At 72.4% G+C, this 20,587-nt stretch carries 21 protein-coding genes; 20 read left to right on the forward strand and 1 reads right to left on the reverse strand.

From position 1 onward, the window contains the following. The first annotated feature begins 19 nt into the window (after window positions 1–19). The 3 genes from ABZ923_RS02220 (at window position 20) to ftsH (ending at window position 6,193) form a co-directional block, all read left to right on the forward strand. The gene (locus tag ABZ923_RS02220) at window positions 20–2,470 is read left to right on the forward strand and encodes a [protein-PII] uridylyltransferase (RefSeq protein ID WP_361465594.1); all 2,451 of its coding nucleotides are present in this window, start codon (window positions 20–22) and stop codon (window positions 2,468–2,470) included. 143 nt (window positions 2,471–2,613) lie between these two features. Then, on the forward strand, window positions 2,614–4,167 hold the full coding sequence (gene ffh / locus ABZ923_RS02225; RefSeq protein WP_361465596.1) for a signal recognition particle protein: 1,554 nt from the start codon (window positions 2,614–2,616) through the stop codon (window positions 4,165–4,167). Between the two features lie 91 nt (window positions 4,168–4,258). Then, window positions 4,259–6,193 carry an ATP-dependent zinc metalloprotease FtsH gene (gene ftsH, locus ABZ923_RS02230; protein WP_361465599.1) on the forward strand — a complete coding sequence of 645 codons (1,935 nt, stop codon included), beginning with the start codon at window positions 4,259–4,261 and terminating at the stop codon, window positions 6,191–6,193. Window positions 6,194–6,200: 7 nt separating this feature from the next. Here the strand turns inward: ftsH and ABZ923_RS02235 are convergent, their stop codons facing one another. Beyond that, complete coding sequence (locus tag ABZ923_RS02235) at window positions 6,201–7,073, reverse strand: class I SAM-dependent methyltransferase (protein ID WP_361465601.1); 873 nt, start codon at window positions 7,071–7,073, stop codon at window positions 6,201–6,203. A gap of 542 nt (window positions 7,074–7,615) precedes the next feature. On the opposite strand from ABZ923_RS02235, the gene ABZ923_RS02240 reads away from it, so the two are divergent. The 17 genes from ABZ923_RS02240 to ABZ923_RS02320 all read left to right on the forward strand — a co-directional run bounded on the left by ABZ923_RS02240 (window position 7,616) and on the right by ABZ923_RS02320 (window position 20,586). Beyond that, window positions 7,616–8,212 carry a hypothetical protein gene (locus ABZ923_RS02240; protein WP_361465604.1) on the forward strand — a complete coding sequence of 199 codons (597 nt, stop codon included), beginning with the start codon at window positions 7,616–7,618 and terminating at the stop codon, window positions 8,210–8,212. Window positions 8,213–8,503: 291 nt separating this feature from the next. Further along, on the forward strand, window positions 8,504–8,923 hold the full coding sequence (gene rpsP, locus ABZ923_RS02245) for a 30S ribosomal protein S16 (RefSeq protein ID WP_189304261.1): 420 nt from the start codon (window positions 8,504–8,506) through the stop codon (window positions 8,921–8,923). A 5-nt stretch (window positions 8,924–8,928) separates the two neighbouring features. Beyond that, on the forward strand, window positions 8,929–9,168 hold the full coding sequence (locus ABZ923_RS02250; RefSeq protein WP_003973401.1) for an RNA-binding protein: 240 nt from the start codon (window positions 8,929–8,931) through the stop codon (window positions 9,166–9,168). Between the two features lie 103 nt (window positions 9,169–9,271). After that, on the forward strand, window positions 9,272–9,817 hold the full coding sequence (gene rimM, locus ABZ923_RS02255; protein ID WP_361465607.1) for a ribosome maturation factor RimM: 546 nt from the start codon (window positions 9,272–9,274) through the stop codon (window positions 9,815–9,817). Further along, entirely contained in the window at window positions 9,814–10,647 is an 834-nt protein-coding gene (gene trmD / locus ABZ923_RS02260; RefSeq protein ID WP_361465609.1) for a tRNA (guanosine(37)-N1)-methyltransferase TrmD, read from the forward strand. Before rimM ends, trmD begins: the two co-directional genes overlap by 4 nt. Before the next feature lie 136 nt (window positions 10,648–10,783). Further along, window positions 10,784–11,134 (forward strand): 50S ribosomal protein L19, encoded by a 351-nt coding sequence (gene rplS, locus ABZ923_RS02265; RefSeq protein WP_069778487.1) that lies wholly within the window; start codon window positions 10,784–10,786, stop codon window positions 11,132–11,134. Between the two features lie 45 nt (window positions 11,135–11,179). Next, window positions 11,180–11,881 carry a signal peptidase I gene (lepB, locus tag ABZ923_RS02270; protein ID WP_361465612.1) on the forward strand — a complete coding sequence of 234 codons (702 nt, stop codon included), beginning with the start codon at window positions 11,180–11,182 and terminating at the stop codon, window positions 11,879–11,881. After that, entirely contained in the window at window positions 11,874–12,965 is a 1,092-nt protein-coding gene (gene lepB / locus ABZ923_RS02275) for a signal peptidase I (protein WP_361465615.1), read from the forward strand. Before lepB (ABZ923_RS02270) ends, lepB (ABZ923_RS02275) begins: the two co-directional genes overlap by 8 nt. Beyond that, window positions 12,853–13,833 (forward strand): signal peptidase I, encoded by a 981-nt coding sequence (gene lepB, locus ABZ923_RS02280; RefSeq protein WP_361465617.1) that lies wholly within the window; start codon window positions 12,853–12,855, stop codon window positions 13,831–13,833. The genes lepB (ABZ923_RS02275) and lepB (ABZ923_RS02280) overlap by 113 nt, the downstream gene beginning before the upstream one ends. A 64-nt stretch (window positions 13,834–13,897) precedes the next feature. After that, a complete protein-coding gene (gene lepB, locus ABZ923_RS02285; protein ID WP_361465620.1) occupies window positions 13,898–14,680 on the forward strand; it encodes a signal peptidase I in 783 nt (260 codons plus the stop codon). Beyond that, a complete protein-coding gene (locus ABZ923_RS02290) occupies window positions 14,670–15,200 on the forward strand; it encodes an NUDIX hydrolase (RefSeq protein ID WP_361465623.1) in 531 nt (176 codons plus the stop codon). The genes lepB (ABZ923_RS02285) and ABZ923_RS02290 overlap by 11 nt, the downstream gene beginning before the upstream one ends. 56 nt (window positions 15,201–15,256) lie before the next feature. Continuing rightward, window positions 15,257–15,565, forward strand: coding sequence for a DUF2469 domain-containing protein (locus ABZ923_RS02295; RefSeq protein WP_014675276.1), 309 nt, complete (start codon window positions 15,257–15,259; stop codon window positions 15,563–15,565). 107 nt (window positions 15,566–15,672) lie between these two features. Continuing rightward, the gene (locus ABZ923_RS02300; protein WP_361465625.1) at window positions 15,673–16,035 is read left to right on the forward strand and encodes a YraN family protein; all 363 of its coding nucleotides are present in this window, start codon (window positions 15,673–15,675) and stop codon (window positions 16,033–16,035) included. Further along, on the forward strand, window positions 16,036–17,661 hold the full coding sequence (locus ABZ923_RS02305) for a YifB family Mg chelatase-like AAA ATPase (RefSeq protein ID WP_361465628.1): 1,626 nt from the start codon (window positions 16,036–16,038) through the stop codon (window positions 17,659–17,661). It abuts the gene before it with no gap. Then, the gene (dprA, locus tag ABZ923_RS02310) at window positions 17,658–18,818 is read left to right on the forward strand and encodes a DNA-processing protein DprA (protein WP_361465631.1); all 1,161 of its coding nucleotides are present in this window, start codon (window positions 17,658–17,660) and stop codon (window positions 18,816–18,818) included. The genes ABZ923_RS02305 and dprA overlap by 4 nt, the downstream gene beginning before the upstream one ends. A gap of 303 nt (window positions 18,819–19,121) precedes the next feature. Then, a complete protein-coding gene (whiG, locus tag ABZ923_RS02315; RefSeq protein ID WP_100828489.1) occupies window positions 19,122–19,964 on the forward strand; it encodes an RNA polymerase sigma factor WhiG in 843 nt (280 codons plus the stop codon). Window positions 19,965–20,028: 64 nt separating this feature from the next. Continuing rightward, window positions 20,029–20,586 carry a helix-turn-helix domain-containing protein gene (locus ABZ923_RS02320; protein ID WP_361465796.1) on the forward strand — a complete coding sequence of 186 codons (558 nt, stop codon included), beginning with the start codon at window positions 20,029–20,031 and terminating at the stop codon, window positions 20,584–20,586. Window position 20,587: the final 1 nt, after the last annotated feature.

The following is a 20,587-nucleotide window of genomic DNA, read 5'->3' on the forward strand; positions in this document are numbered from 1 at the left end:
ACGGAACAGGAGTCGCCGGGTGACGGGTACTGATGTGAGCAAAGAGACGGAAGACTCCGGACCCGGCGGCTACGCGGCGGCCCGGCTGCGCCTCCTCACCGAGGGGGCGCGGTCCGGGCCGTCGCGCCGTAGCGCCCTGTCCGAGCTGACCGACGACTGGCTCGCCGGGCTGTTCGGCGCGGCGGCGGGCGCCGCGCACGGCGTCTCGCTCGTCGCCGTCGGCGGCTACGGCCGCGGGGAACTCTCCCCGCGCAGCGACCTCGACCTGGTCCTGCTGCACGACGGCTCCGACCCCGCCGCCGTCGCCGCCCTCGCCGACCGGATCTGGTACCCCGTCTGGGACCTCGGCCTCTCCCTCGACCACTCCGTGCGCACCCCCGCCGAGGCCCGCAACACGGCCGGCGAGGACCTCAAGGTCCACCTCGGCCTGCTGGACGCCCGCCACCTCGCGGGCGACGCCGCGCTCACCGCCGCCCTGCGCACCACCGCCCTCGCCGACTGGCGCAACCAGGCCCCCAAACGCCTCCCCGAGCTCCAGGAACTGTGCGCCGACCGCGCCGCACGCCAGGGCGAGCTGCAGTACCTGCTGGAACCCGACCTCAAGGAGGCCCGCGGCGGCCTGCGCGACGCCACCGCCCTGCGCGCCGTCGCCGCCTCCTGGCTCGCCGACGCCCCGCGCGAGGGCCTGGCCGACGCCCGCCGCCGCCTGCTCGACGTACGGGACGCCCTGCACCTCTCCACCGGCCGCGCCACCGACCGGCTCGCCCTGCAGGAGCAGGACCAGGTCGCCGCCGAGCTGGACCTGCTCGACGCCGACAGCCTGCTGCGGCAGGTCTACGAAGCGGCGCGCGTGATCGCGTACGCCAGTGACGTCACCTGGCGCGAAGTGGGGCGCGTCCTGCGCTCGCGCGCCGTCCGGCCGCGCCTGCGCGCCATGCTCGGCGGGGCCAAGCCGGTCACCGAGCGCTCCCCGCTCGCCGAGGGCGTGGTCGAACAGGACGGCGAGGTGGTGCTCGCCCGCGCCGCCCGCCCGGAACGCGACCCCGTGCTCCCGCTGCGCGCCGCGGCCGCCGCCGCCCAGGCGGGCCTGCCGCTCTCCCTGCACGCCGTACGGCGCATGGCCGCCACCGCACGCCCCCTGCCCACACCCTGGCCCGCCGAGGCCCGCGAACAGCTCGTCACCCTGCTCGGCTCCGGCCGCCCCACGGTCGAGGTCTGGGAGGCCCTGGAGGCCGAGGGCCTGATCACCCGGCTGCTCCCCGACTGGGAACGGGTCCGCTGCCGCCCCCAGCGCAACGCCGTCCACGTCTGGACGGTCGACCGGCACCTGATCGAGACCGCCGTCCGCGCCTCCGAACTCACCCGCCGGGTCAGCCGCCCCGACCTGCTCCTGGTCGCCGCCCTGCTGCACGACATCGGCAAGGGCTGGCCCGGCGACCACTCGGTGGCCGGCGAGATCATCGCCAAGGACGTCGCCGCGCGCATCGGCTTCGACCGGGCGGACGTGGCCGTGCTCTCCCTGCTGGTCCGCCACCACCTGCTGCTCATCGAGACGGCCACCCGCCGTGACCTGGACGACCCCGCCACCGTCCGCTTCGTCGCCGAGGCGGTCGGCAGCCAGAGCACCCTGGAACTGCTGCACGCCCTCACCGAGGCCGACGCCCTCGCCACCGGACCGGCGGCATGGTCGTCCTGGCGCGGCTCCCTCGTCGCCGACCTCGTACGACGCGTCTCCGCCGTACTCGCCGGGGACGCCCCCGACGAGCCCGAGCCGGCCGCGCCCACCGCCGAGCAGGAACGCCTCGCCATGGAGGCCTTCCGCACCGGCGGCCCGGTCCTCGCCCTGCGTGCCCAGCCCGAACCGGTCGCCGAGGAGCCGTCCGGCGACCCGGAGCCCCTGGGTGTGGAACTCCTCATCGCCGTACCCGACCAGCCCGGCGTGCTCCCCGCCGTCGCCGGTGTGCTCGCCGTGCACCGCCTCACCGTCCGCACGGCCGAACTGCGCGCCGTCGGCCTCCCGGACGACGTGGAGGACGAGGGCACGGTCCTGCTGCTCAACTGGCGGGTCGCCGCCGAGTACGGCTCCCTGCCCCAGGCGGCCCGGCTCCGCAGCGACCTGGTCCGCGCCCTGGACGGCAGCCTCGACATCGCCGGCCGCCTCGCCGAACGCGACGCGGCCTATCCGCGCCGCCGCGGCTGGACCGCCCCGCCGCCCCGCGTCACGGTCGCCCCGGCCGCCTCCCACCACGCCACGGTCATCGAGGTCCGCGCCCAGGACGCCCCGGGCCTGCTCCACCGCATCGGCATGGCCCTGGAGAAGGCGGGCGTCCGGGTCCGGAGCATGCACGTGTCGACGCTGGGCGCGAACGCCGTGGACGCGTTCTACGTCACGACGGGCACGGGCGCGCCGCTGCCGGGGGAGGACGCGGGATCGCTGGCGGGGGTGCTGGAGGAGACCCTGCGGGCGTGACCCGTCGACCGGGCGTTCGCCGGTCGGGCGTTCGCCCGCCGGGTTCCGCTCGCCGGACCTCGCAGGCGGGGACGATTTGCTTGCGGGGCCGGATACCCTGGAAGACGCTCAGACCGCCCCCGACACCGAGGACCGAAGCCGCCGTGTTCGATACTCTCTCCGACCGCCTCAGCGCGACTTTCAAAAACCTCCGCGGGAAGGGCCGGCTGAGCGAAGCGGACATCGACGCCACGGCCCGGGAAATCCGCATCGCTCTTCTCGAAGCCGACGTGGCCCTCCCCGTCGTCCGCACGTTCATCAAGAACGTCAAGGAGCGCGCGCTGGGCGCCGAGGTCTCCAAGGCGCTGAACCCCGCCCAGCAGGTCCTCAAGATCGTCAACGAGGAACTGATCACCATCCTCGGCGGCGAGACCCGGCGTCTGCGCTTCGCCAAGCAGCCGCCCACCGTGATCATGCTCGCCGGTCTCCAGGGTGCCGGTAAGACCACCCTCGCGGGCAAGCTCGGCCGGTGGCTGAAGGAGCAGGGGCACTCGCCGCTGCTGGTCGCCGCCGACCTCCAGCGTCCGAACGCCGTCAACCAGCTGAGCGTCGTCGCCGAGCGCGCCGGCGTCGCGGTGTACGCGCCGGAGCCGGGCAACGGCGTCGGCGACCCGGTGAAGGTCGCCAAGGACTCCATCGACTTCGCGAGGTCCAAGGTCCACGACATCGTGATCGTGGACACCGCCGGCCGCCTCGGTATCGACGCCGAGATGATGCAGCAGGCCGCGGACATCCGCGACGCCGTCTCCCCGGACGAGATCCTGTTCGTCGTCGACGCGATGATCGGTCAGGACGCCGTCAACACCGCCGAGGCCTTCCGCGACGGCGTCGGCTTCGACGGCGTGGTCCTGTCCAAGCTCGACGGTGACGCCCGCGGTGGTGCGGCCCTGTCCATCCGGCAGGTCACCGGCAAGCCGATCATGTTCGCGTCGAACGGCGAGAAGCTGGACGACTTCGACGCGTTCCACCCGGACCGGATGGCCTCCCGCATCCTCGACATGGGTGACCTGCTCACCCTGATCGAGCAGGCGGAGAAGACGTTCAGCCAGGAAGAGGCCCAGAAGATGGCCTCCAAGCTGGCGTCGAAGAAGGGCCAGGACTTCACCCTGGACGACTTCCTGTCCCAGATGGAGCAGGTCAGGAAGATGGGCAGCATCTCGAAGCTGCTCGGGATGCTGCCCGGCATGGGCCAGATCAAGGACCAGATCAACAACATCGACGAGCGCGACGTGGACCGCACCGCCGCGATCATCAAGTCGATGACCCCGGCCGAGCGCCAGGACCCCACGATCATCAACGGCTCCCGCCGCGCCCGTATCGCCAAGGGTTCCGGTGTCGAGGTCAGCGCGGTGAAGAACCTGGTCGAGCGGTTCTTCGAGGCCCGCAAGATGATGTCCCGCATGGCCCAGGGCGGTATGCCGGGCATGCCGGGGCTCCCGGGCATGGGCGGCGGCCCCGGCCGGCAGAAGAAGCAGCAGAAGAAGGCCAAGGGCAAGCAGCGCTCCGGCAACCCGATGAAGCGCAAGCAGCAGGAGCTGGAGGAGGCCGCCCGCCGGGCCGCCGCCGCGACGGAGGGCGGCAACGCCTTCGGCCTGCCGGGCCAGCAGGGCGGCCAGGACTTCGAGCTGCCCGACGAGTTCAAGAAGTTCATGGGCTGAGTCCCGCGCGTACGACGTCAGGGGCGCCCTCCTTCCGCGGGGGGCGCCCCTTGCGCGTGCCGAGGCCCGCCGGGTGTCGTAACGTCCAGATATGAGCGATGCGGCGCCGCCCCGCAAGACCCCTGATCAGCCGTGGCGCGCCGAGGGCACACCGGATGAGCTCCCTCGGCGGTCCGGCCGGCTCCGGGGCGGCAAGTGGTGGGCCCTGCTCGCCACCGCGGTCGTCGTCTTCGTGCTGGCCTACCTCGGGCTGCACTACCTCGGCCAGGGCAACGAGCCGACGATCTCGTACACGGAGTTCAGCCGGCAGGTCGGCGCGGGCAACGTCACCAAGATCTACTCCAAGGGCGACGCGATCCAGGGCGAGCTGAGGAACGCCCGCGCCAACCCCGAGGGCGGCGGTGACTACACCAAGTTCAAGACACAGCGGCCGGCCTTCGCCGACGACCGGCTGTGGCAGAGCCTGAGCAGCCACGGGGTCACGGTGACCGCGCGGCCGGTGGTGCAGGAACGCAGCTTCGTGGCCAACGCGCTGATCTCGCTGATCCCGATCGTGGTCCTGGTCGTGGTGTGGGTCCTCGTCTCCCGGCGGCTCGGCGGGTCGCTGCCCGGCGCGGGCGGACTGTTCGGGCGCCGGGCGCCGCCCAAGCCGGTCGGGCTGCGGCCGGGCACGGGGCGCACGACCTTCGCGGACGTGGCCGGCATCGACGAGGTCAAGGGCGAACTGGACGACGTCGTCGACTTCCTGGAGCACCCGGACGTCTACCGCAGGATGGGCGCGAAGCTGCCCCGCGGGGTGCTCCTGTCCGGACCGCCCGGCACCGGCAAGACCCTGCTCGCCCGGGCGGTCGCGGGGGAGGCCGGTGTGCCGTTCTTCTCGGCCTCGGCGTCCGAGTTCATCGAGATGATCGTGGGCGTCGGCGCGTCGCGCGTCCGCGAGCTGTTCGCCGAGGCCCGCAAGGTGGCGCCGTCGATCGTCTTCATCGACGAGATCGACACCATCGGACGCGCGCGCGGCGGCAGCTCCTCGATGAGCGGCCACGACGAGCGCGAGCAGACGCTGAACCAGATCCTCACGGAGATGGACGGCTTCTCCGGTTCGGAGGGCGTGATCGTCATCGCGGCGACCAACCGCGCGGACATCCTGGACCCGGCGCTGACCCGTCCCGGCCGCTTCGACCGGGTGGTCACCGTGTCCCCGCCGGACCGCGGCGGCCGCGAGGCGATCCTGCGCATCCACACCCGGCAGATCCCGCTCGCGCCCGACGTGGACCTGACCCAGGTGGCCCGTGTGACCCCCGGTATGACCGGCGCGGATCTGGCCAATCTCGCCAACGAGGCCGCCCTGCTCGCGGTCAAACGCAAACAGGAGCAGGTGACCGGCGCCCACCTGTCCGAGGCGCTGGAGAAGGTGCAGCTGGGCGCCGAACGCACCCTGATCATGGCGGAGGACGACCGCCGCCGTACCGCGTACCACGAGAGCGGCCACGCCCTGCTCGGCATGCTGCAGCCCGGCGCCGACCCCGTCCGCAAGATCACCATCGTGCCGCGCGGCCGGGCGCTCGGCGTGACCATGTCCACGCCCGAGGTGGAGCGGTACGCGCACTCCGAGGAGTACCTGCGCGGGCGCATCATCGGCGCGCTGGGCGGCATGGCGGCGGAGGAGGTCGTCTACGGGGTCGTTACGACGGGTGCGGAGAACGACCTCGAACAGGTCACCAACATCGCGCGCGGGATGGTGGGCCGCTGGGGCATGAGCGAGCGCGTCGGCCGGCTGTCCGCCCTGCCCAGCGACGCCCAGCAGGCCTACGGGCTGTCCGCCGCCCCACAGACCCTGGACGTCATCGACTCCGAGATGCGGCGCATCGTGGACGAGTGCTACGAGGAGGCGTGCCGCAAGCTCCGCGACCACCGGGGCCGGCTGGACGCGCTGGCGCAGGCGCTCCTGGAGACGGAGACGCTGGAGGAGGCCGACGCCTACCGGATCGCCGGGATCACGCGCCTGACCAAGGACGGCGAGGAGTGAACCCTGTCTAGGGCAGGCGGGCGATCAGGTAGCGGAAGACGTTCGGCATCCACACGGTGCCGTCCGGGCGCCGGTACGGGTGCAGGGCCTCCGTCAGCTCCTTGTCGACCTGCTTGGCGTCGGCCGCGGCGATCGCGGCGTCGAACAGGCCGGTGGACAGCAGCCCGCGGACCGCGCTGTCGAGGTCGGCGTACCCGAACGGGCAGGCGACCCGCCCCGAGCCGTCCGGCTTCAGCCCGGCCTGTCCGGCGACCTCCTCCAGGTCGTCGCGCCGGGTGGCCCGCCGGCTGCGCGTGCCGCCCACCGGATCGGCCAGTTTCGTGGCTACGCGTAACACCGAGGAGGTGGCGCAGCGCTCCGGCGGCCCCCAGCCGGCCAGCACGACGGCGGCCCCGCGGCCGGCCAGCGGCAGTGCGCCGGCGAGCAGGCCGGCGAGCCCCTCGGAGTCGCCCGCGAGACCGCCGATCGGCTCGAAGGCGGTCACGAGCGTGTATCCGGCCGGGTCCGCGCCGGCCGCGTCCGCGGGCGGGCCGTCGACGAGTGCCGCCGCCGTACGCGCGCGCGTGCCGGCGTTGCCGCCGGGTGGCGGGTCCGGCAGCAGGCGCTCGCGTGCCAGGGCGAGCCGTTCGGGGGAGGCCGCGTCGACACCGGTGACCGCGGCGCCCCTGGAGGCCGCCATCAGCAGGGCGAGCCCGGAGCCGCAGCGCAGGCCCAGCAGCCGGGTGGCGGGGCCCACGTCGAGTCGGTCGTACACGGCTTCGTAGAGCGGTACGAGCATCCGCTCCTGGATCTCCGACCAGTCACGCGCGCGTGCGCTCCGGTCCACGCGGGGTGCGGAGTCCGCGTGAGACTGGTGCTGCCGCACGAGCGTAGGTGTCATAGGTATGCGCCCCAATCCGCCGACAGTTCGCCGCTGCGCCCGGTTGCGTGGCCCCCGTGCCGTGCGCGCGCACTTCCCACGTATGCCAGGTAACTCCCGGCTCGCGGTGCCGTCCAGGGGTCGTGGGCCCCGGCTTGGGCTGCGGACGCGGGTGTGGCGAGATTTCACATCCCGGCAACCTGGACGGCCCCGCGGTGTCCGGTTCGCGGGAGGGCCGGGGAGAGGCCGGGGACAGGCCGGTGACCGGGGGTGCGGGGACAGCGAGTAACGTCACGGGCGCCCGGGACGCTGTCCGGAGTGGGGGCCGGTACGGGAAGCGGCCGAAACACCTCTTGCGCTGCGGCCGGCCGTCGTCGCACCGGGGCTCCCGGGCGGTGCGTAGCGCGGACTACGCACCAGCTTGGTACGAGCTGTGACGCTTCTCCGCAGATCAGCGCACCCGCCCTCGTCACGACGCATCAGCGGCAACTGACGGGTACGTGCAAATTATTTGGGATGCCCCGGAATAGGAACACAGCGGCACCCCCGCTCGTTGTCATTACGTGAGCACGACACAGACACCACCTGTTCTCGCCGCAGAGCTGGCGCAGGCGTGGGCCGACATTCAGCGGTACCACCCCGAGCTGCCGGACCTTGCCGCGCCAGAATCCCTGATCGGGGAGTCGTCGTCCGCGTGCGGTCACGAACTCTCCTTCGAGCGGCTCCTCCACGAGGCAGTCCACGGCATCGCCGCCGCCCGCGGTATCCGTGACACCTCCCGGGCGGGCCGCTACCACAACCGTCGTTTCCTCGCGATCGCCGAGGAGCTGGGCCTGGACCACCCCGAGGAGCCGCACCCGAGCAGCGGTTTCTCGCTGGTCACGCTCAACGCCGAGGCGAAGCGGCGCTACCGCCCGACCATCGAGCGGCTGCAGCGCGCGCTGAAGGCCCACACCGCGGCCACCTCGGCCGACACCACCCGCACCTTCCGCGGCCCGGCCGCCCGGCACGGCTCCTCCGGCGGCGGCGTCCGGGTCAAGGCGGTGTGCGACTGCGGGCGCAACGTCCGGGTGGTGCCCTCGGTCCTGGCCCAGGCCCCCATCGTCTGCGGCGGCTGCGGCAAGCCGTTCCGGATCCCGGAGGTCGTGGGAGCGGCATAGGCGCACGGCTGCTCGTGGCAGCCGTGAGCCGCGGCCGGTCCCCGCACCGGGCGGCGCACCCGACGTGACCTCACCTCCGCGCCGGGTGCCGCTCCGGCGTGCCCGGGTTCGGCTCAGCCACCCTCGGCCCGGAGCGGCCCGCGGGGTGTGGCAGAATGGCTAGCTGTACTCGACAGCCGCACAGGACCCCTCTCTCCTCCGGCTGACGCGTCCATCGGGCACTCGGGTACCGCAACCCCACGCGGCGTCTCGCCGTGCCCAACCACGTCAAATCCAGGAGAATCCACTCCCGTGGCAGTCAAGATCAAGCTGAAGCGTCTGGGCAAGATCCGTTCGCCTCACTACCGCATCGTCGTCGCCGACTCCCGTACCCGCCGTGACGGCCGGGCCATCGAGGAGATCGGCAAGTACCACCCGACCTACAACCCGTCGGTCATCGAGGTGGACGCCGAGCGTGTGGCGTACTGGCTCGGCGTCGGCGCCCAGCCGACCGAGCCCGTGCTCGCCATCCTGAAGAAGACCGGCGACTGGCAGAAGTTCAAGGGCGAGCCGGCTCCCGCGCCGCTGCTCGTCGCCGAGCCCAAGCCGGCCCGTCCGTCGTTCGAGGCCTTCACCGGTGAGGACGAGGGCAAGGGTGAGGCCATCACCCAGAAGAAGAAGGCTGAGAAGAAGGACGAGGCGGCTGCCGAGTCCCAGTCGACCGAGGCCTGAGCAGCATGCTCGAAGAGGCGCTTGAGCACCTCGTGAAGGGCATCGTCGACAACCCTGACGATGTGCAGGTCGCCTCGCGCAACCTGCGCCGCGGGCGCGTGCTCGAGGTCCGGGTGCATCCGGACGACCTCGGCAAGGTGATCGGCCGCAACGGCCGCACCGCGCGCGCCCTGCGCACCGTCGTGGGCGCCATCGGCGGTCGCGGTGTCCGCGTCGACCTGGTCGACGTGGACCACGTCCGCTGACGCTTCATCGCAACCGGCTCGGGCCGGGGAGGGCCACTGGCCGTCCCCGGCCCGCAGTCGTATGAGCAGGACGCGAGCAGCAGATGACAGGAGAATTGGACACGTGCAGCTGGTAGTCGCACGGATCGGCCGTGCCCATGGCATCAAGGGCGAGGTCACCGTCGAGGTACGCACCGACGAGCCGGAGCTCCGGCTCGCGCCCGGCGCCGTACTCGCCACGGACCCCGCCTCCGCGGGACCGCTGACCATCGAGACGGGACGCGTCCACAGCGGTCGCCTCCTGCTGCGCTTCGAGGGCGTCACCGACCGCAACGCCGCCGAGGCGCTGCGCAACACCCTGCTGATCGCCGAGGTGGACCCGGAGGAGCTGCCGGAGGGCGAGGACGAGTTCTACGACCACCAGCTGATCGACCTCGACGTGGTCACCGAGGACGGCACGGAGGTCGGCCGGATCACCGAGATCTCGCACCTGCCCACGCAGGACCTGTTCATCGTGGAGCGCCCGGACGGCAGCGAGGTGATGATCCCCTTCGTGGAGGAGATCGTCACCGACATCGACCTCGAGGAGCAGAAGGCGGTCATCGCCCCGCCGCCGGGCCTGATCGACGACCGCGCGGAGATCGCCTCGCCGAGGGACGACAGCGCATGAGGCTCGACGTCGTCACGATCTTCCCCGAGTACCTGGAGCCCCTGAACGTCTCCCTCGTCGGCAAAGCACGCGCGCGCGGGCAACTGAACGTCCATGTGCACGACCTGCGGGACTGGACGTACGACCGGCACAACACGGTCGACGACACGCCCTACGGCGGTGGCCCCGGCATGGTCATGAAGACCGACCCCTGGGGCGACGCCCTGGACACGGTCCTCGCCGACGGCTACGAGACCGGCGCCCAGGCCCCCGCGCTCATCGTCCCGACCCCGAGCGGCCGCCCCTTCACCCAGGAACTGGCCGTCGAACTGTCCGAGCGGCCCTGGCTGATCTTCACCCCGGCCCGCTACGAGGGCATCGACCGGCGCGTGACGGACGAGTACGCGACCCGGATGCCGGTCTACGAGGTCTCCATCGGCGACTACGTCCTCGCCGGCGGCGAGGCGGCCGTGCTCGTCGTCACCGAGGCCGTCGCCCGGCTGCTGCCGGGGGTCCTCGGCAACGCGGAGTCCCACCGCGACGACTCCTTCGCGCCCGGCGCCATGGCCAACCTCCTCGAAGGCCCCGTCTACACCAAGCCGCCCGTCTGGCGCGGCCGGGACATCCCCGAGGTGCTGCTGAGCGGCCACCACGGCAGGATCGCCCGCTGGCGCCGCGACGAGGCCCTGAAGCGTACGACCCGCAACCGCCCCGACCTGATCGAGCGCTGCGACCCCAAGGCCTTCGACAAGAAGGACCGCGAGATGCTCTCCATCCTGGGCTGGGAACCGGACCCGGACGGGGAGCCGTACGGGCGATTTTGGCGGCGGGCCGAGGGCGTGGAAGAATAGACCGCTGTTGTGCGCCCGTCCGGCGTGCGCCCCTGCCACAGGGGGACACGACGCCCGCCCCGACCCGCACGGCAGACCTCTTGGAACCCCTAGTTTCCGTTGATGACCTGTGGCATCAGCGAGGAAAGCAGACGAAATGTCTCACCTGCTCGACTCCGTCGACTCCGCGTCGCTGCGCAGCGACATCCCGGCCTTCCGTCCGGGTGACACCGTCAACGTCCACGTCCGCGTCATCGAGGGCAACCGCTCCCGTGTGCAGCAGTTCAAGGGCGTTGTGATCCGCCGCCAGGGCTCCGGTGTCCGCGAGACCTTCACGGTCCGCAAGGTCTCGTTCTCCGTCGGCGTCGAGCGCACCTTCCCGGTGCACACCCCGATCGTCGAGAAGATCGAGCTGGTCACCCGTGGTGACGTGCGCCGCGCCAAGCTGTACTACCTCCGTGACCTGCGCGGCAAGGCCGCGAAGATCAAGGAGAAGCGCGAGAGCTGAGCGCTTTCCCGGGGTCACAGCGGGGCCGGATAGCATCTGGCTCCGATGGACACCGAAGCACAGCAGACGGAACGCGACCGCTCCTCCCCTCCCGGTACTCCGGGGGCGGAGGGCCGGTCGCGTTTCGCGTTGGTGTCGCGGGCCGCCGACTGGCTCCCGGGCGGCCGGATCACCCTCACCGTCCTCGTCGGCCTGGCGTTCCTGCTGCTCCTCAACGCCTTCGTGGCGCAGCCGTTCGAGATTCCGAGCGGATCCATGGAGCGGGGTTTGAGGATCGGGGACCGCGTACTCGTAAACAAGGTCGCGTACCGTTTCGGTGCCCAGCCGCGTCGCGGGGACGTGATTGTGTTCGACGGCACCGGGTATTTCGGGGACGCCGACTACATCAAGCGCGTGGTCGGTGTGGGGGGAGACCATGTGGTGTGCTGCGACAAGAACGGGAGGATCGAGGTGAACGGCCGGCCGGTCGACGAGACGGCGTTCCTCTATCCCGGGGACAGCGCCTCCGGCGTGCCCTTCGACGTCGTCGTGCCCTCGGGCCGCCTGTTCGTGCTCGGCGACCACCGCAGCGATTCCAGCGACTCCCGCGACCACCTCGGCTCGCCCGGCGGCGGCATGATCCCCGTCGGTGACGTCATCGGCCGCGCCGACTGGATCGTGTGGCCGTACGCCCACTGGACGCGCCTGACCCGGCCGTCCGCCTACGCGCGCGTGCCCGCCGCCCCCGCGGGGGACGCCCATGGGTAACCGCGGCAAACCACGCGGCGTGCCCGTCACGCCCGCCGACAACCTGCTGCCCACCGGGTCGCGCCGCATCTCCGCGCCCGGCGGTGGCCGCACGCGCGCGGAGCGCCGCAAACTGCAGCGCAAGGTCAAGCGCAAGCGCAGACGGTCGGCGGTCCGGGAGATCCCCCTGCTGGTCGGGGTCGCCGTCCTCATCGCGCTCGTCCTGAAGACGTTCCTCGTCCAGGCGTTCGTGATCCCGTCCGGGTCCATGGAACAGACCATCCGGATCGGCGACCGGGTGCTGGTCGACAAGTTCACCCCGTGGTTCGGCTCCAAGCCGCAGCGCGGGGACGTCGTCGTCTTCCACGACCCGGGCGGCTGGCTGCAGGACGAGCAGACCACCAAGAAGAAGGACCCCGTCGTCGTCAAGCAGCTCAAAGAGGGCCTCACCTTCATCGGGCTGCTGCCGTCCGACAACGAGAAGGACCTGATCAAACGGGTCATCGGAGTCGGCGGCGACCACGTCAAATGCTGTGACGCGCAAGGCCGCGTCACCGTCAACGGCGTACCGCTCACCGAGGGCGCCTACCTGTACCCGGGGGACGTGCCGTCCACCACGTCCTTCGACATCACCGTTCCCAAGGGCCGGCTGTGGGTGATGGGCGACCACCGGGGCAACTCCGCGGACTCCCGCTCCCACCAGGACACGCCCTACGGCGGCACGGTCTCCGAGGACTCGGTGGTCGGCCGGGCCATGGTCATCGGCTGGCCCGTCGGGCACTGGACGCGCCTGGAGGAACCTAAAACCTTTGCAAGCGTCACCGACTCGGTGTCGGGAACGACCGCTGCTCCCCGGCCGTCGCATAGGGTTGCCTACGAGAATCCGAACGGAATGACCCAGCTCCCGACCCCTGCGGAACTCCCGCTCGTTATGGGAGTGGTGGGCCTGCACCGCGTGCGGGGCAGGCGGCGGCACAGAGTGAGGAGTTGGCGTGGGGGATGTGGCGGTTGGCGCACGGTCGGGACACGACGGCGAGGAGCACCGCGGGCACCCCGTGGAGCCGGACGTTCCCGTACCGGGCAGCGCCATGACCTCCGGGAATGAGCCGTCCGCGGGCGACGACGGCACGCCGGACGACGAGCGGCCCCGCACCGCGGACGCGGACGACGCGGCACGCCGGCCCAGGAAGCCGCGCTCCTTCTGGAAGGAGCTGCCGATCCTGATCGGCATCGCGCTGGTCCTGGCGCTGCTGATCAAGACGTTCCTGGTGCAGGCGTTCTCGATCCCGTCCGACTCGATGCAGAACACCCTCCAGCAGGGTGACCGGGTCCTGGTCGACAAGCTCACCCCGTGGTTCGGCTCCAAGCCCGAGCGCGGCGAGGTCGTCGTCTTCCACGACCCGGACAACTGGCTGGCGGGCGAGCCGACGCCGACCCCGAACGCGGTGCAGAAGGTCCTCAGCTGGATCGGCCTGATGCCGTCGGCGGAGGAGAAGGACCTGATCAAGCGGGTGATCGGAGTCGGCGGCGACACGATCGAGTGCAAGGGCAGCGGCCCGCTGAAGGTCAACGGCAAGGCGCTCAACGAGCCGTTCGTCTACCCGGGCAACACGCCGTGCAGCGTGGACGACCAGGGCGGCCAGTTCAAGGTGAAGGTCCCCAAGGGCTACATCTGGGTGATGGGCGACCACCGCCAGAACTCCCGTGACTCCCGGTACAACCAGTCCGACAGGAACCACGGCATGGTCCCCGTCGACAAGGTCGTCGGCCGCGCCATCGTCAAGGCCTGGCCGATCAACCGCTGGGGCACCCTGCCGGTCCCGGACACCTTCGACCAGCCCGGCCTCGACCCGCAGTCCTCCGCGGCCGCGTCCCTGACGGCGGCCCCGCAGGGCGTCGCCGTCGCGGCGGTCCTCCCGGTGGCGCTGTGGCGGCGCCGGCGCACGGACCGGCCGGAGGCCGCGAACCGCTGACCTCCTTCGGGCCGCGGAAAGAGGGGCTGCCCCTGGTCGGTACCGCCGGGTAGGGTGCGGGTCCATGGGTGGCGAGAGCATGACGCGTACGGCCCCGCAAGGCGGCGGCACCGGCACGGCACCGGCGGGCGGCCGGCTCGGACAGCGGCTGTCCGGACTGGCGGTGGCGCTGGGTCTGGTGCTGTTCCTCGGCGGTTTCGCGTGGGGAGCGCTGGTCTACCGGCCGTACACCGTGCCCACCAGCTCCATGACCCCCACCATCGACGCCGGTGACCGGGTGCTCGCCCAGCGCGTCGACGGCGACGAGGTGCGACGCGGTGACGTGGTCGTCTTCGAGGACAAGACCTGGGTCACCGACGCCAAGGTGGTCAAGCGGGTGGTCGCCGTCGGCGGTGACACCGTCTCCTGCTGCACCGACGGCAAGCTGACCGTCAACGGCAAGCAGATCGACGAGCCGTACCTGCCCGAGGGCAGCCTGGCCGAGATCAAGAACTTCGGCACGGTGACCGTGCCCGAGGGCCGGCTGTTCCTGCTCGGTGACGAACGCCAGGGCTCCCTGGACTCCACCGCCCACCTCACCGACGCGGCCAAGGGCACCGTCGCCCGCACCGCCGTGTCCGCCCGCGTGGACGCCGTCGTCTGGCCCTGGAAGGGCACGCTCAAGCGCCCCAGCGGCTTCGAGACGCTCGGCGCCCTCTCCCAGCCCGGTCCGCTGCGCACGATCGAGCTGCTGGTCGCGGCCGGCGCGGTCCTGGTCCTCGGCGGCGGCGCGTACGGCCCGATCGCCGGGCGCCTGCACCGCTCCCGCGCCCGCACCGCCCGCCCGGAGGCGGCCGGTGCCCGCTGACGCCACGCGGCCGGCGGAGGAGGCGTACGACGCCGGGGGCGGGCTGCGCAAGGTGGCCCGGGTGGTGCTCCTCGACCCCGAGGACCGCATCCTGCTCCTGCACGGCCACGAGCCGGGCGATCCGGCCGACGACTGGTGGTTCACGCCCGGCGGCGGCCTGGAGGGCGCCGAGACGCGCGAGGAGGCCGCGCTGCGGGAACTCGCCGAGGAGACCGGCATCACCGACGTCGCGCTGGGCCCCGTGCTCTGGCGGCGGCGGTGCTCGTTCCCGTTCGCGGGCCGCCGCTGGGACCAGGACGAGTGGTACTACCTGGCCCGTACGACCCAGACGGCGACCGCGGCGACGGGGCTGACGGAGCTGGAGCGGCGCAGCGTCGCCGGAGCGCGCTGGTGGACGTGTCAGGAACTGACCCGGGCACATGAGACGGTGTATCCGACCAGACTCGCCGAGCTGCTGCGCACGCTGCTCGTCGAAGGTCCCCCGGCCACGCCCGTGACCCTCGACACGGAAATCGTCTGAGGGTCACCGGGACTGGCGCACAATGGGGGGATCGCACGGCTGAAGGGGAACATGCCATGAGCGCCGAGGACCTCGAAAAGTACGAGACCGAGATGGAGCTGAAGCTCTACCGGGAGTACCGAGATGTCGTCGGTCTGTTCAAATACGTGATCGAGACCGAGCGACGGTTCTACCTCACCAACGACTACGAGATGCAGGTGCACTCGGTTCAGGGAGAGGTGTTCTTCGAGGTCACCATGGCCGATGCCTGGGTCTGGGACATGTACCGGCCGGCTCGCTTCGTCAAGCAGGTACGGGTGCTCACATTCAAGGACGTGAACATCGAGGAGCTGAACAAGAGCGACCTGGAGCTGCCGGGCGGGTGATGTCCGCCCTTCCGGGTGAGGGAGTTTTCCACAACCGCCGAATAGTCCACCAAGATCAACATCTGGGGACGGGATGCGTGACGGTTGGCGCCTGAGGAGGTGCCGACATGAACGCACGAGAGGCAATCGGCAGGTACGGCGAGGACCTGGCCGCCCGGCGGCTCGCCGAGGCCGGCATGACGATCCTGGAGCGCAACTGGCGCTGCGGACGGTCCGGCGAGATCGACATCGTGGCGCGGGACGGGGACGCGCTCGTCGTCTGCGAGGTGAAGACCCGCACGGCCGGGTATTACGAACACCCGATGGCCGCGGTGACCCCCGAGAAGGCGGCCCGGCTCCGCGAACTGGCCGCGCACTGGATCCAGGCCCACGGAGGAGCCCCGCCGGGCGGCGTCCGCATCGACCTCGTCGGCGTCCTCCTGCCCCGCCGCGGCGCCCCGTCCGTCGAGCACGCGCGGGGGGTGGCCTGAATGGCCTTCGCCCGTACGTGCTCCGTGGCCCTGGTCGGCGTCGAGGGAGTGGTCGTCGAGGTCCAGGCCGACCTCGAACCCGGCGTCGCCGCCTTCACCCTGGTGGGCCTCCCGGACAAGAGCCTGACCGAGAGCCGCGACCGGGTGCGGGCGGCGGTGGTGAACTCGGGCGGCGAGTGGCCGCAGAAGAAGCTCACCGTCGGACTCAGCCCGGCCTCGGTCCCCAAGGCCGGCTCGGGGTTCGACCTCGCCGTCGCCTGCGCGGTGCTCGGTGCCGCCGAGCGGATCGACCCCCGGGTCCTCGCCGACATCGTCATGATCGGAGAGCTGGGCCTGGACGGCCGGGTGCGCCCGGTCCGGGGCATCCTGCCGGCCGTCCTCGCGGCGGCCGACGCGGGATACGAGCAGGTGGTCGTGCCCGAGTGCGCCGCCGCCGAGGCCGCGCTGGTCCCCGGCGTGTCCGTGCTGGGTGTGCGCAGCCTCCGGCAGCTCATCGCGGTGCTGACCGAGGAGCCCGTCCCCGACGAGGCACCGGACGAGCAGGGACGTCCCGACCCGCTCCTGGCCGGGCTGCGGGTACCGGGCGCGGGCGCCGCCACCGGCATGCACAGCCTCGGCGCCGCACAGCACGACCACGATCACGACCTGGCGGACGTCGTGGGGCAGACGTCCGCCCGTACGGCCCTAGAGGTGGCCGCGGCCGGCGGACACCACCTGTTCCTGGAGGGACCGCCCGGCGCGGGCAAGACCATGCTCGCCGAACGCCTGCCCGCCGTCCTTCCCCGGCTCACCCGGGAAGACTCGCTGGAAGTCACGGCAGTGCACTCGGTCGCCGGACTGCTGCCCCCGGGCAAACCGCTCATCGACGTCGCGCCCTACTGCGCCCCGCACCACTCGGCCACGATGCAGTCACTCGTCGGCGGCGGCCCGGGCATCGCCCGGCCCGGGGCGGTGTCCCTCGCCCACCGCGGTGTGCTGTTCCTGGACGAGGCGCCCGAGTTCCACAGCCAGACCCTGGACGCGCTGCGCCAGCCACTGGAGTCGGGGCACGTCGTCATCGCGCGCAGCGCCGGCGTGGTCCGGTTCCCGGCCCGGTTCCTGATGGTCCTGGCCGCCAACCCCTGCCCCTGCGGCCGGTTCTCCCTGCGCGACTCCCTGTGCGAGTGTCCGCCGTCGGCGATCCGCCGGTACCAGTCCCGGCTGTCCGGACCGCTGCTGGACCGGGTGGACCTGCGCGTCGAGGTCGACCCGGTCACCCGGGCCCAGCTGACCGAGCCCGGCGCCCGCGGAGAGTCCACGGCGACCGTGGCCGACCGGATCCGGCAGGCACGGGAGCGGGCGGCGGCCCGTCTCGCCGGCACCCCGTGGCGCACCAACAGCGAGGTGCCGGGCCGGGAACTGCGCAGCCGCTACCACGCCGTCACCGGGGCGATGGACGAGGCCGAACGCAGCCTGGAACGGGGCGTGCTCACCGCCCGCGGCATCGACCGCGTCCTGCGCGTCGCCTGGACGGTCGCCGACCTCGTCGGACACGACCGCCCGGACGCGACCGACGTCGCCCTGGCCCTGCAACTGCGCACCGGTGTCCCCCGAGGGGTGCCGATGGCCATCGGAGCCCTGACGTGACGGGTGAGAAGGACGCCGGTGCCGAGCGGCTCGGGCGGGTGTTTCTCGGGCGGGTGGTCGAGCCGGGGGACGAGGTCGGCGGGCGGTGGGTGCGGGAGTTCGGGGTGGGGGAGGTGGTGCGGCGGCTGCGCTGCGGTGGCGACGCGTTGCCGGGGGTGGGCGGGACCCGGTGGGCCGGGCTCGTCGCGCGGGCCCGGCGGGCCGAGCCGGAGCGGGATCTGGAGGTGGCCCGGGCCGCCGGGGCGCGGTTCGTGTGCCCGGGGGACCCGGAGTGGCCCGCGCAGCTCGACGACCTGGGGGACGGGCGGCCCCTCGGACTGTGGGTACGCGGCCGGCCGCACCTGCGGATGTGGGCGCTGCGCTCCGTGGCCGTCGTGGGCGCCCGCGCCTGCACCGAGTACGGCGCCCACGCGGCGGCCGCCCTCGCCTCCGGCCTCGCCGAACGCGGCTGGGTCGTGGTGTCGGGCGGCGCCTACGGGATCGACGGAGCCGCCCACCGGGGCGCCCTCGCCGCCCGCGGCGCCACCGTCGCCGTCCTGGCCTGCGGCGTCGACCAGCCCTACCCCCGCGGCCACGCCGCCCTGATCGGCCGGATCGCGGACCAGGGGCTGGTGGTGGGCGAGCTGCCGCCGGGCGACCACCCGACCCCCAGCCGGTTCATCCTCCGCAACCGGGTCATCGCCGCGCTGACCAGGGGCACCGTCGTCGTGGAGGCGGCCTGCCGCAGCGGCTCGCTGTCCACCGCGCGGGCCGCCCAGCGCCTGGGCCGGTACACCATGGGCGTCCCCGGCCCGGTCACCAGCGCCCTCTCCGGCGGCGTGCACGAACTGCTGCGCGGTGAGGCCACCCTGGTCACCGACGCCACGGAGGTCGTCGAACTCGTGGGCGAAATGGGTGATCTGGCGCCGCCCCGGCGCGGCCCCGTTCTCCCGCGCGACCTGCTGGAACCGGCCGCGCGGACCGTCCTCGCCGCCCTGCCCGGCAACCGCGCCGCACCCGCCGACGAGATCGCGCTGGACGCGCGCACCACACGTGACGAGGCGATCGCGAGACTGTACGAACTCCGAGCACTTGGTTACGTCGAACGACACGGCGACGGCTGGAAGTTGACACGCCAGGCGATGACCTCGGTCCGGGGTGGCCGGCCGCCGTGCTGACCCACCGTGTTCGGCCGTCCGGGGGAACCCCCGACGCCCTTGGCTTTTCCCGGAGTTGGTGCCCGCGGCCGGTCACGCAGAGCGAACCGTGGCCCGCGGTCACCCTCCCGACGCGCGCGCCCCGCGCACGGGTGGTGCCGCACTGTTCGCGCACCGCGACTCCCCAGTCACGCTACGCTCACGAAGGCGACGGCGCAGATCGCGCCAACCCGGCATCAGACAGTCACCTCACCCAAGCAGCCCACCCTCACCCACCCCGCAGCACTTCACGGCACTTCACGGCAGAACGGCACAAGGCGACGAATGCCCCAGCACACCTCCGGGTCCGACCGGGCGGCGATCCCCCCAGCCGCCCGCGACGGTGGCAGCGTGCGACCGCCCGCACCCTCGACGCTCGACGAGCTGTGGCGGTCGTACAAGGCGACGGGGGACGACCGGCTGCGGGAGCAGCTGATCCTGCACTACTCGCCGCTGGTCAAGTACGTGGCGGGCCGGGTGAGCGTCGGGCTGCCGCCCAACGTGGAGCAGGCCGACTTCGTCTCCTCCGGAGTGTTCGGGCTGATCGACGCGATCGAGAAGTTCGACATCGACCGGGAGATCAAGTTCGAGACGTACGCGATCACCCGGATCCGCGGCGCGATGATCGACGAGCTGCGGGCGCTGGACTGGATCCCGCGCTCGGTCCGGCAGAAGGCGCGGAACGTCGAGCGGGCCTACGCCACCCTGGAGGCGCGGCTGCGGCGGACGCCGACCGAGGGCGAGGTCGCCGGCGAGCTGGGCATGGAGGTCGACGAACTGCACGCCGTGTTCAGCCAGTTGTCGCTGGCCAACGTGGTCGCCCTGGAGGAGCTGCTGCACGTCGGCGGCGAGGGCGGGGACCGGCTGAGCCTGATGGACACGCTGGAGGACACCGCCGCCGACAACCCGGTGGAGGTGGCCGAGGACCGGGAGCTGCGGCGGTTCCTGGCGCGGGCGATCAACACGCTGCCCGAGCGGGAGAAGACCGTGGTCACCCTGTACTACTACGAGGGGCTGACCCTCGCCGAGATCGGCAACGTGCTCGGCGTCACCGAGAGCCGGGTCAGCCAGATCCACACCAAGTCGGTGCTGCAGCTGCGGGCCAAGCTCGCGAGCTTCGGGCGCTGAGTCCTCCCCTCCGGCAGGGCGCGTCCGTAAAGTGGACGCCGTGCCAAGGATTCGAGCGGCCTCCGTGGCCGAACACCGGTCGATGCAGCGAGCCGCCCTGCTGGACGCGGCTCGGTCCCTGCTGTCCGAGGGCGGGACGGACGCACTGACCTTTCCCGCGCTGGCCGAGCGGACGGGGCTGGCCCGGTCGTCCGTGTACGAGTACTTCCGCTCCCGGGCCGCCGTGGTGGAGGAGCTGTGCGAGGCCGACTTCCCGGTGTGGGCGGCGGAGGTCGCGGCGGCGATGGAGCGCGCCGAGTCGGCCGAGGGCAAGGTCGAGGCGTACGTGCGCCAGCAGCTGGCGCTGGTGGGGGACCGGCGGCACCGGGCGGTCGTGGCCATCTCGGCGAGTGAGCTGGACGCCGGGGCCCGGGAGAAGATCCGCGCGGCCCACGGCGGTCTGGTCGCGATGATCGTCGAGGCGCTGGAGGAGCTGGGCCACGGGCAGCCCCGGCTGGCGGCGATGCTGCTGCAGGGAGTGGTGGACGCGGCGGTACGCAGGATCGAACTGGGCGCGGCGGAGGAACCCGAGGCGGTGACGGACGCGGCCGTGTCCATGGCGCTGCGGGGGGTGAAGGGCTGAA

It is taken from the genome of Streptomyces sp. NPDC046881 (assembly GCF_040645015.1).
In the GTDB taxonomy this organism is placed as follows: domain Bacteria; phylum Actinomycetota; class Actinomycetes; order Streptomycetales; family Streptomycetaceae; genus Streptomyces.

What these genes read in the sequence shown, in the direction of transcription:
- ftsH (WP_361465599.1), top strand. Translation starts at nt 4,259, where the DNA reads ATGAGCGATGCGGCGCCGCCCCGCAAGACCCCTGATCAGCCGTGGCGC.
- ABZ923_RS02235 (WP_361465601.1), bottom strand. Translation starts at nt 7,073, where the DNA reads ATGACACCTACGCTCGTGCGGCAGCACCAGTCTCACGCGGACTCCGCA.
- ABZ923_RS02250 (WP_003973401.1), top strand. Translation starts at nt 8,929, where the DNA reads ATGCTCGAAGAGGCGCTTGAGCACCTCGTGAAGGGCATCGTCGACAAC.
- trmD (WP_361465609.1), top strand. Translation starts at nt 9,814, where the DNA reads ATGAGGCTCGACGTCGTCACGATCTTCCCCGAGTACCTGGAGCCCCTG.
- rplS (WP_069778487.1), top strand. Translation starts at nt 10,784, where the DNA reads ATGTCTCACCTGCTCGACTCCGTCGACTCCGCGTCGCTGCGCAGCGAC.
- lepB (WP_361465612.1), top strand. Translation starts at nt 11,180, where the DNA reads ATGGACACCGAAGCACAGCAGACGGAACGCGACCGCTCCTCCCCTCCC.
- lepB (WP_361465615.1), top strand. Translation starts at nt 11,874, where the DNA reads ATGGGTAACCGCGGCAAACCACGCGGCGTGCCCGTCACGCCCGCCGAC.
- lepB (WP_361465620.1), top strand. Translation starts at nt 13,898, where the DNA reads ATGGGTGGCGAGAGCATGACGCGTACGGCCCCGCAAGGCGGCGGCACC.
- ABZ923_RS02295 (WP_014675276.1), top strand. Translation starts at nt 15,257, where the DNA reads ATGAGCGCCGAGGACCTCGAAAAGTACGAGACCGAGATGGAGCTGAAG.
- ABZ923_RS02300 (WP_361465625.1), top strand. Translation starts at nt 15,673, where the DNA reads ATGAACGCACGAGAGGCAATCGGCAGGTACGGCGAGGACCTGGCCGCC.
- ABZ923_RS02305 (WP_361465628.1), top strand. Translation starts at nt 16,036, where the DNA reads ATGGCCTTCGCCCGTACGTGCTCCGTGGCCCTGGTCGGCGTCGAGGGA.
- whiG (WP_100828489.1), top strand. Translation starts at nt 19,122, where the DNA reads ATGCCCCAGCACACCTCCGGGTCCGACCGGGCGGCGATCCCCCCAGCC.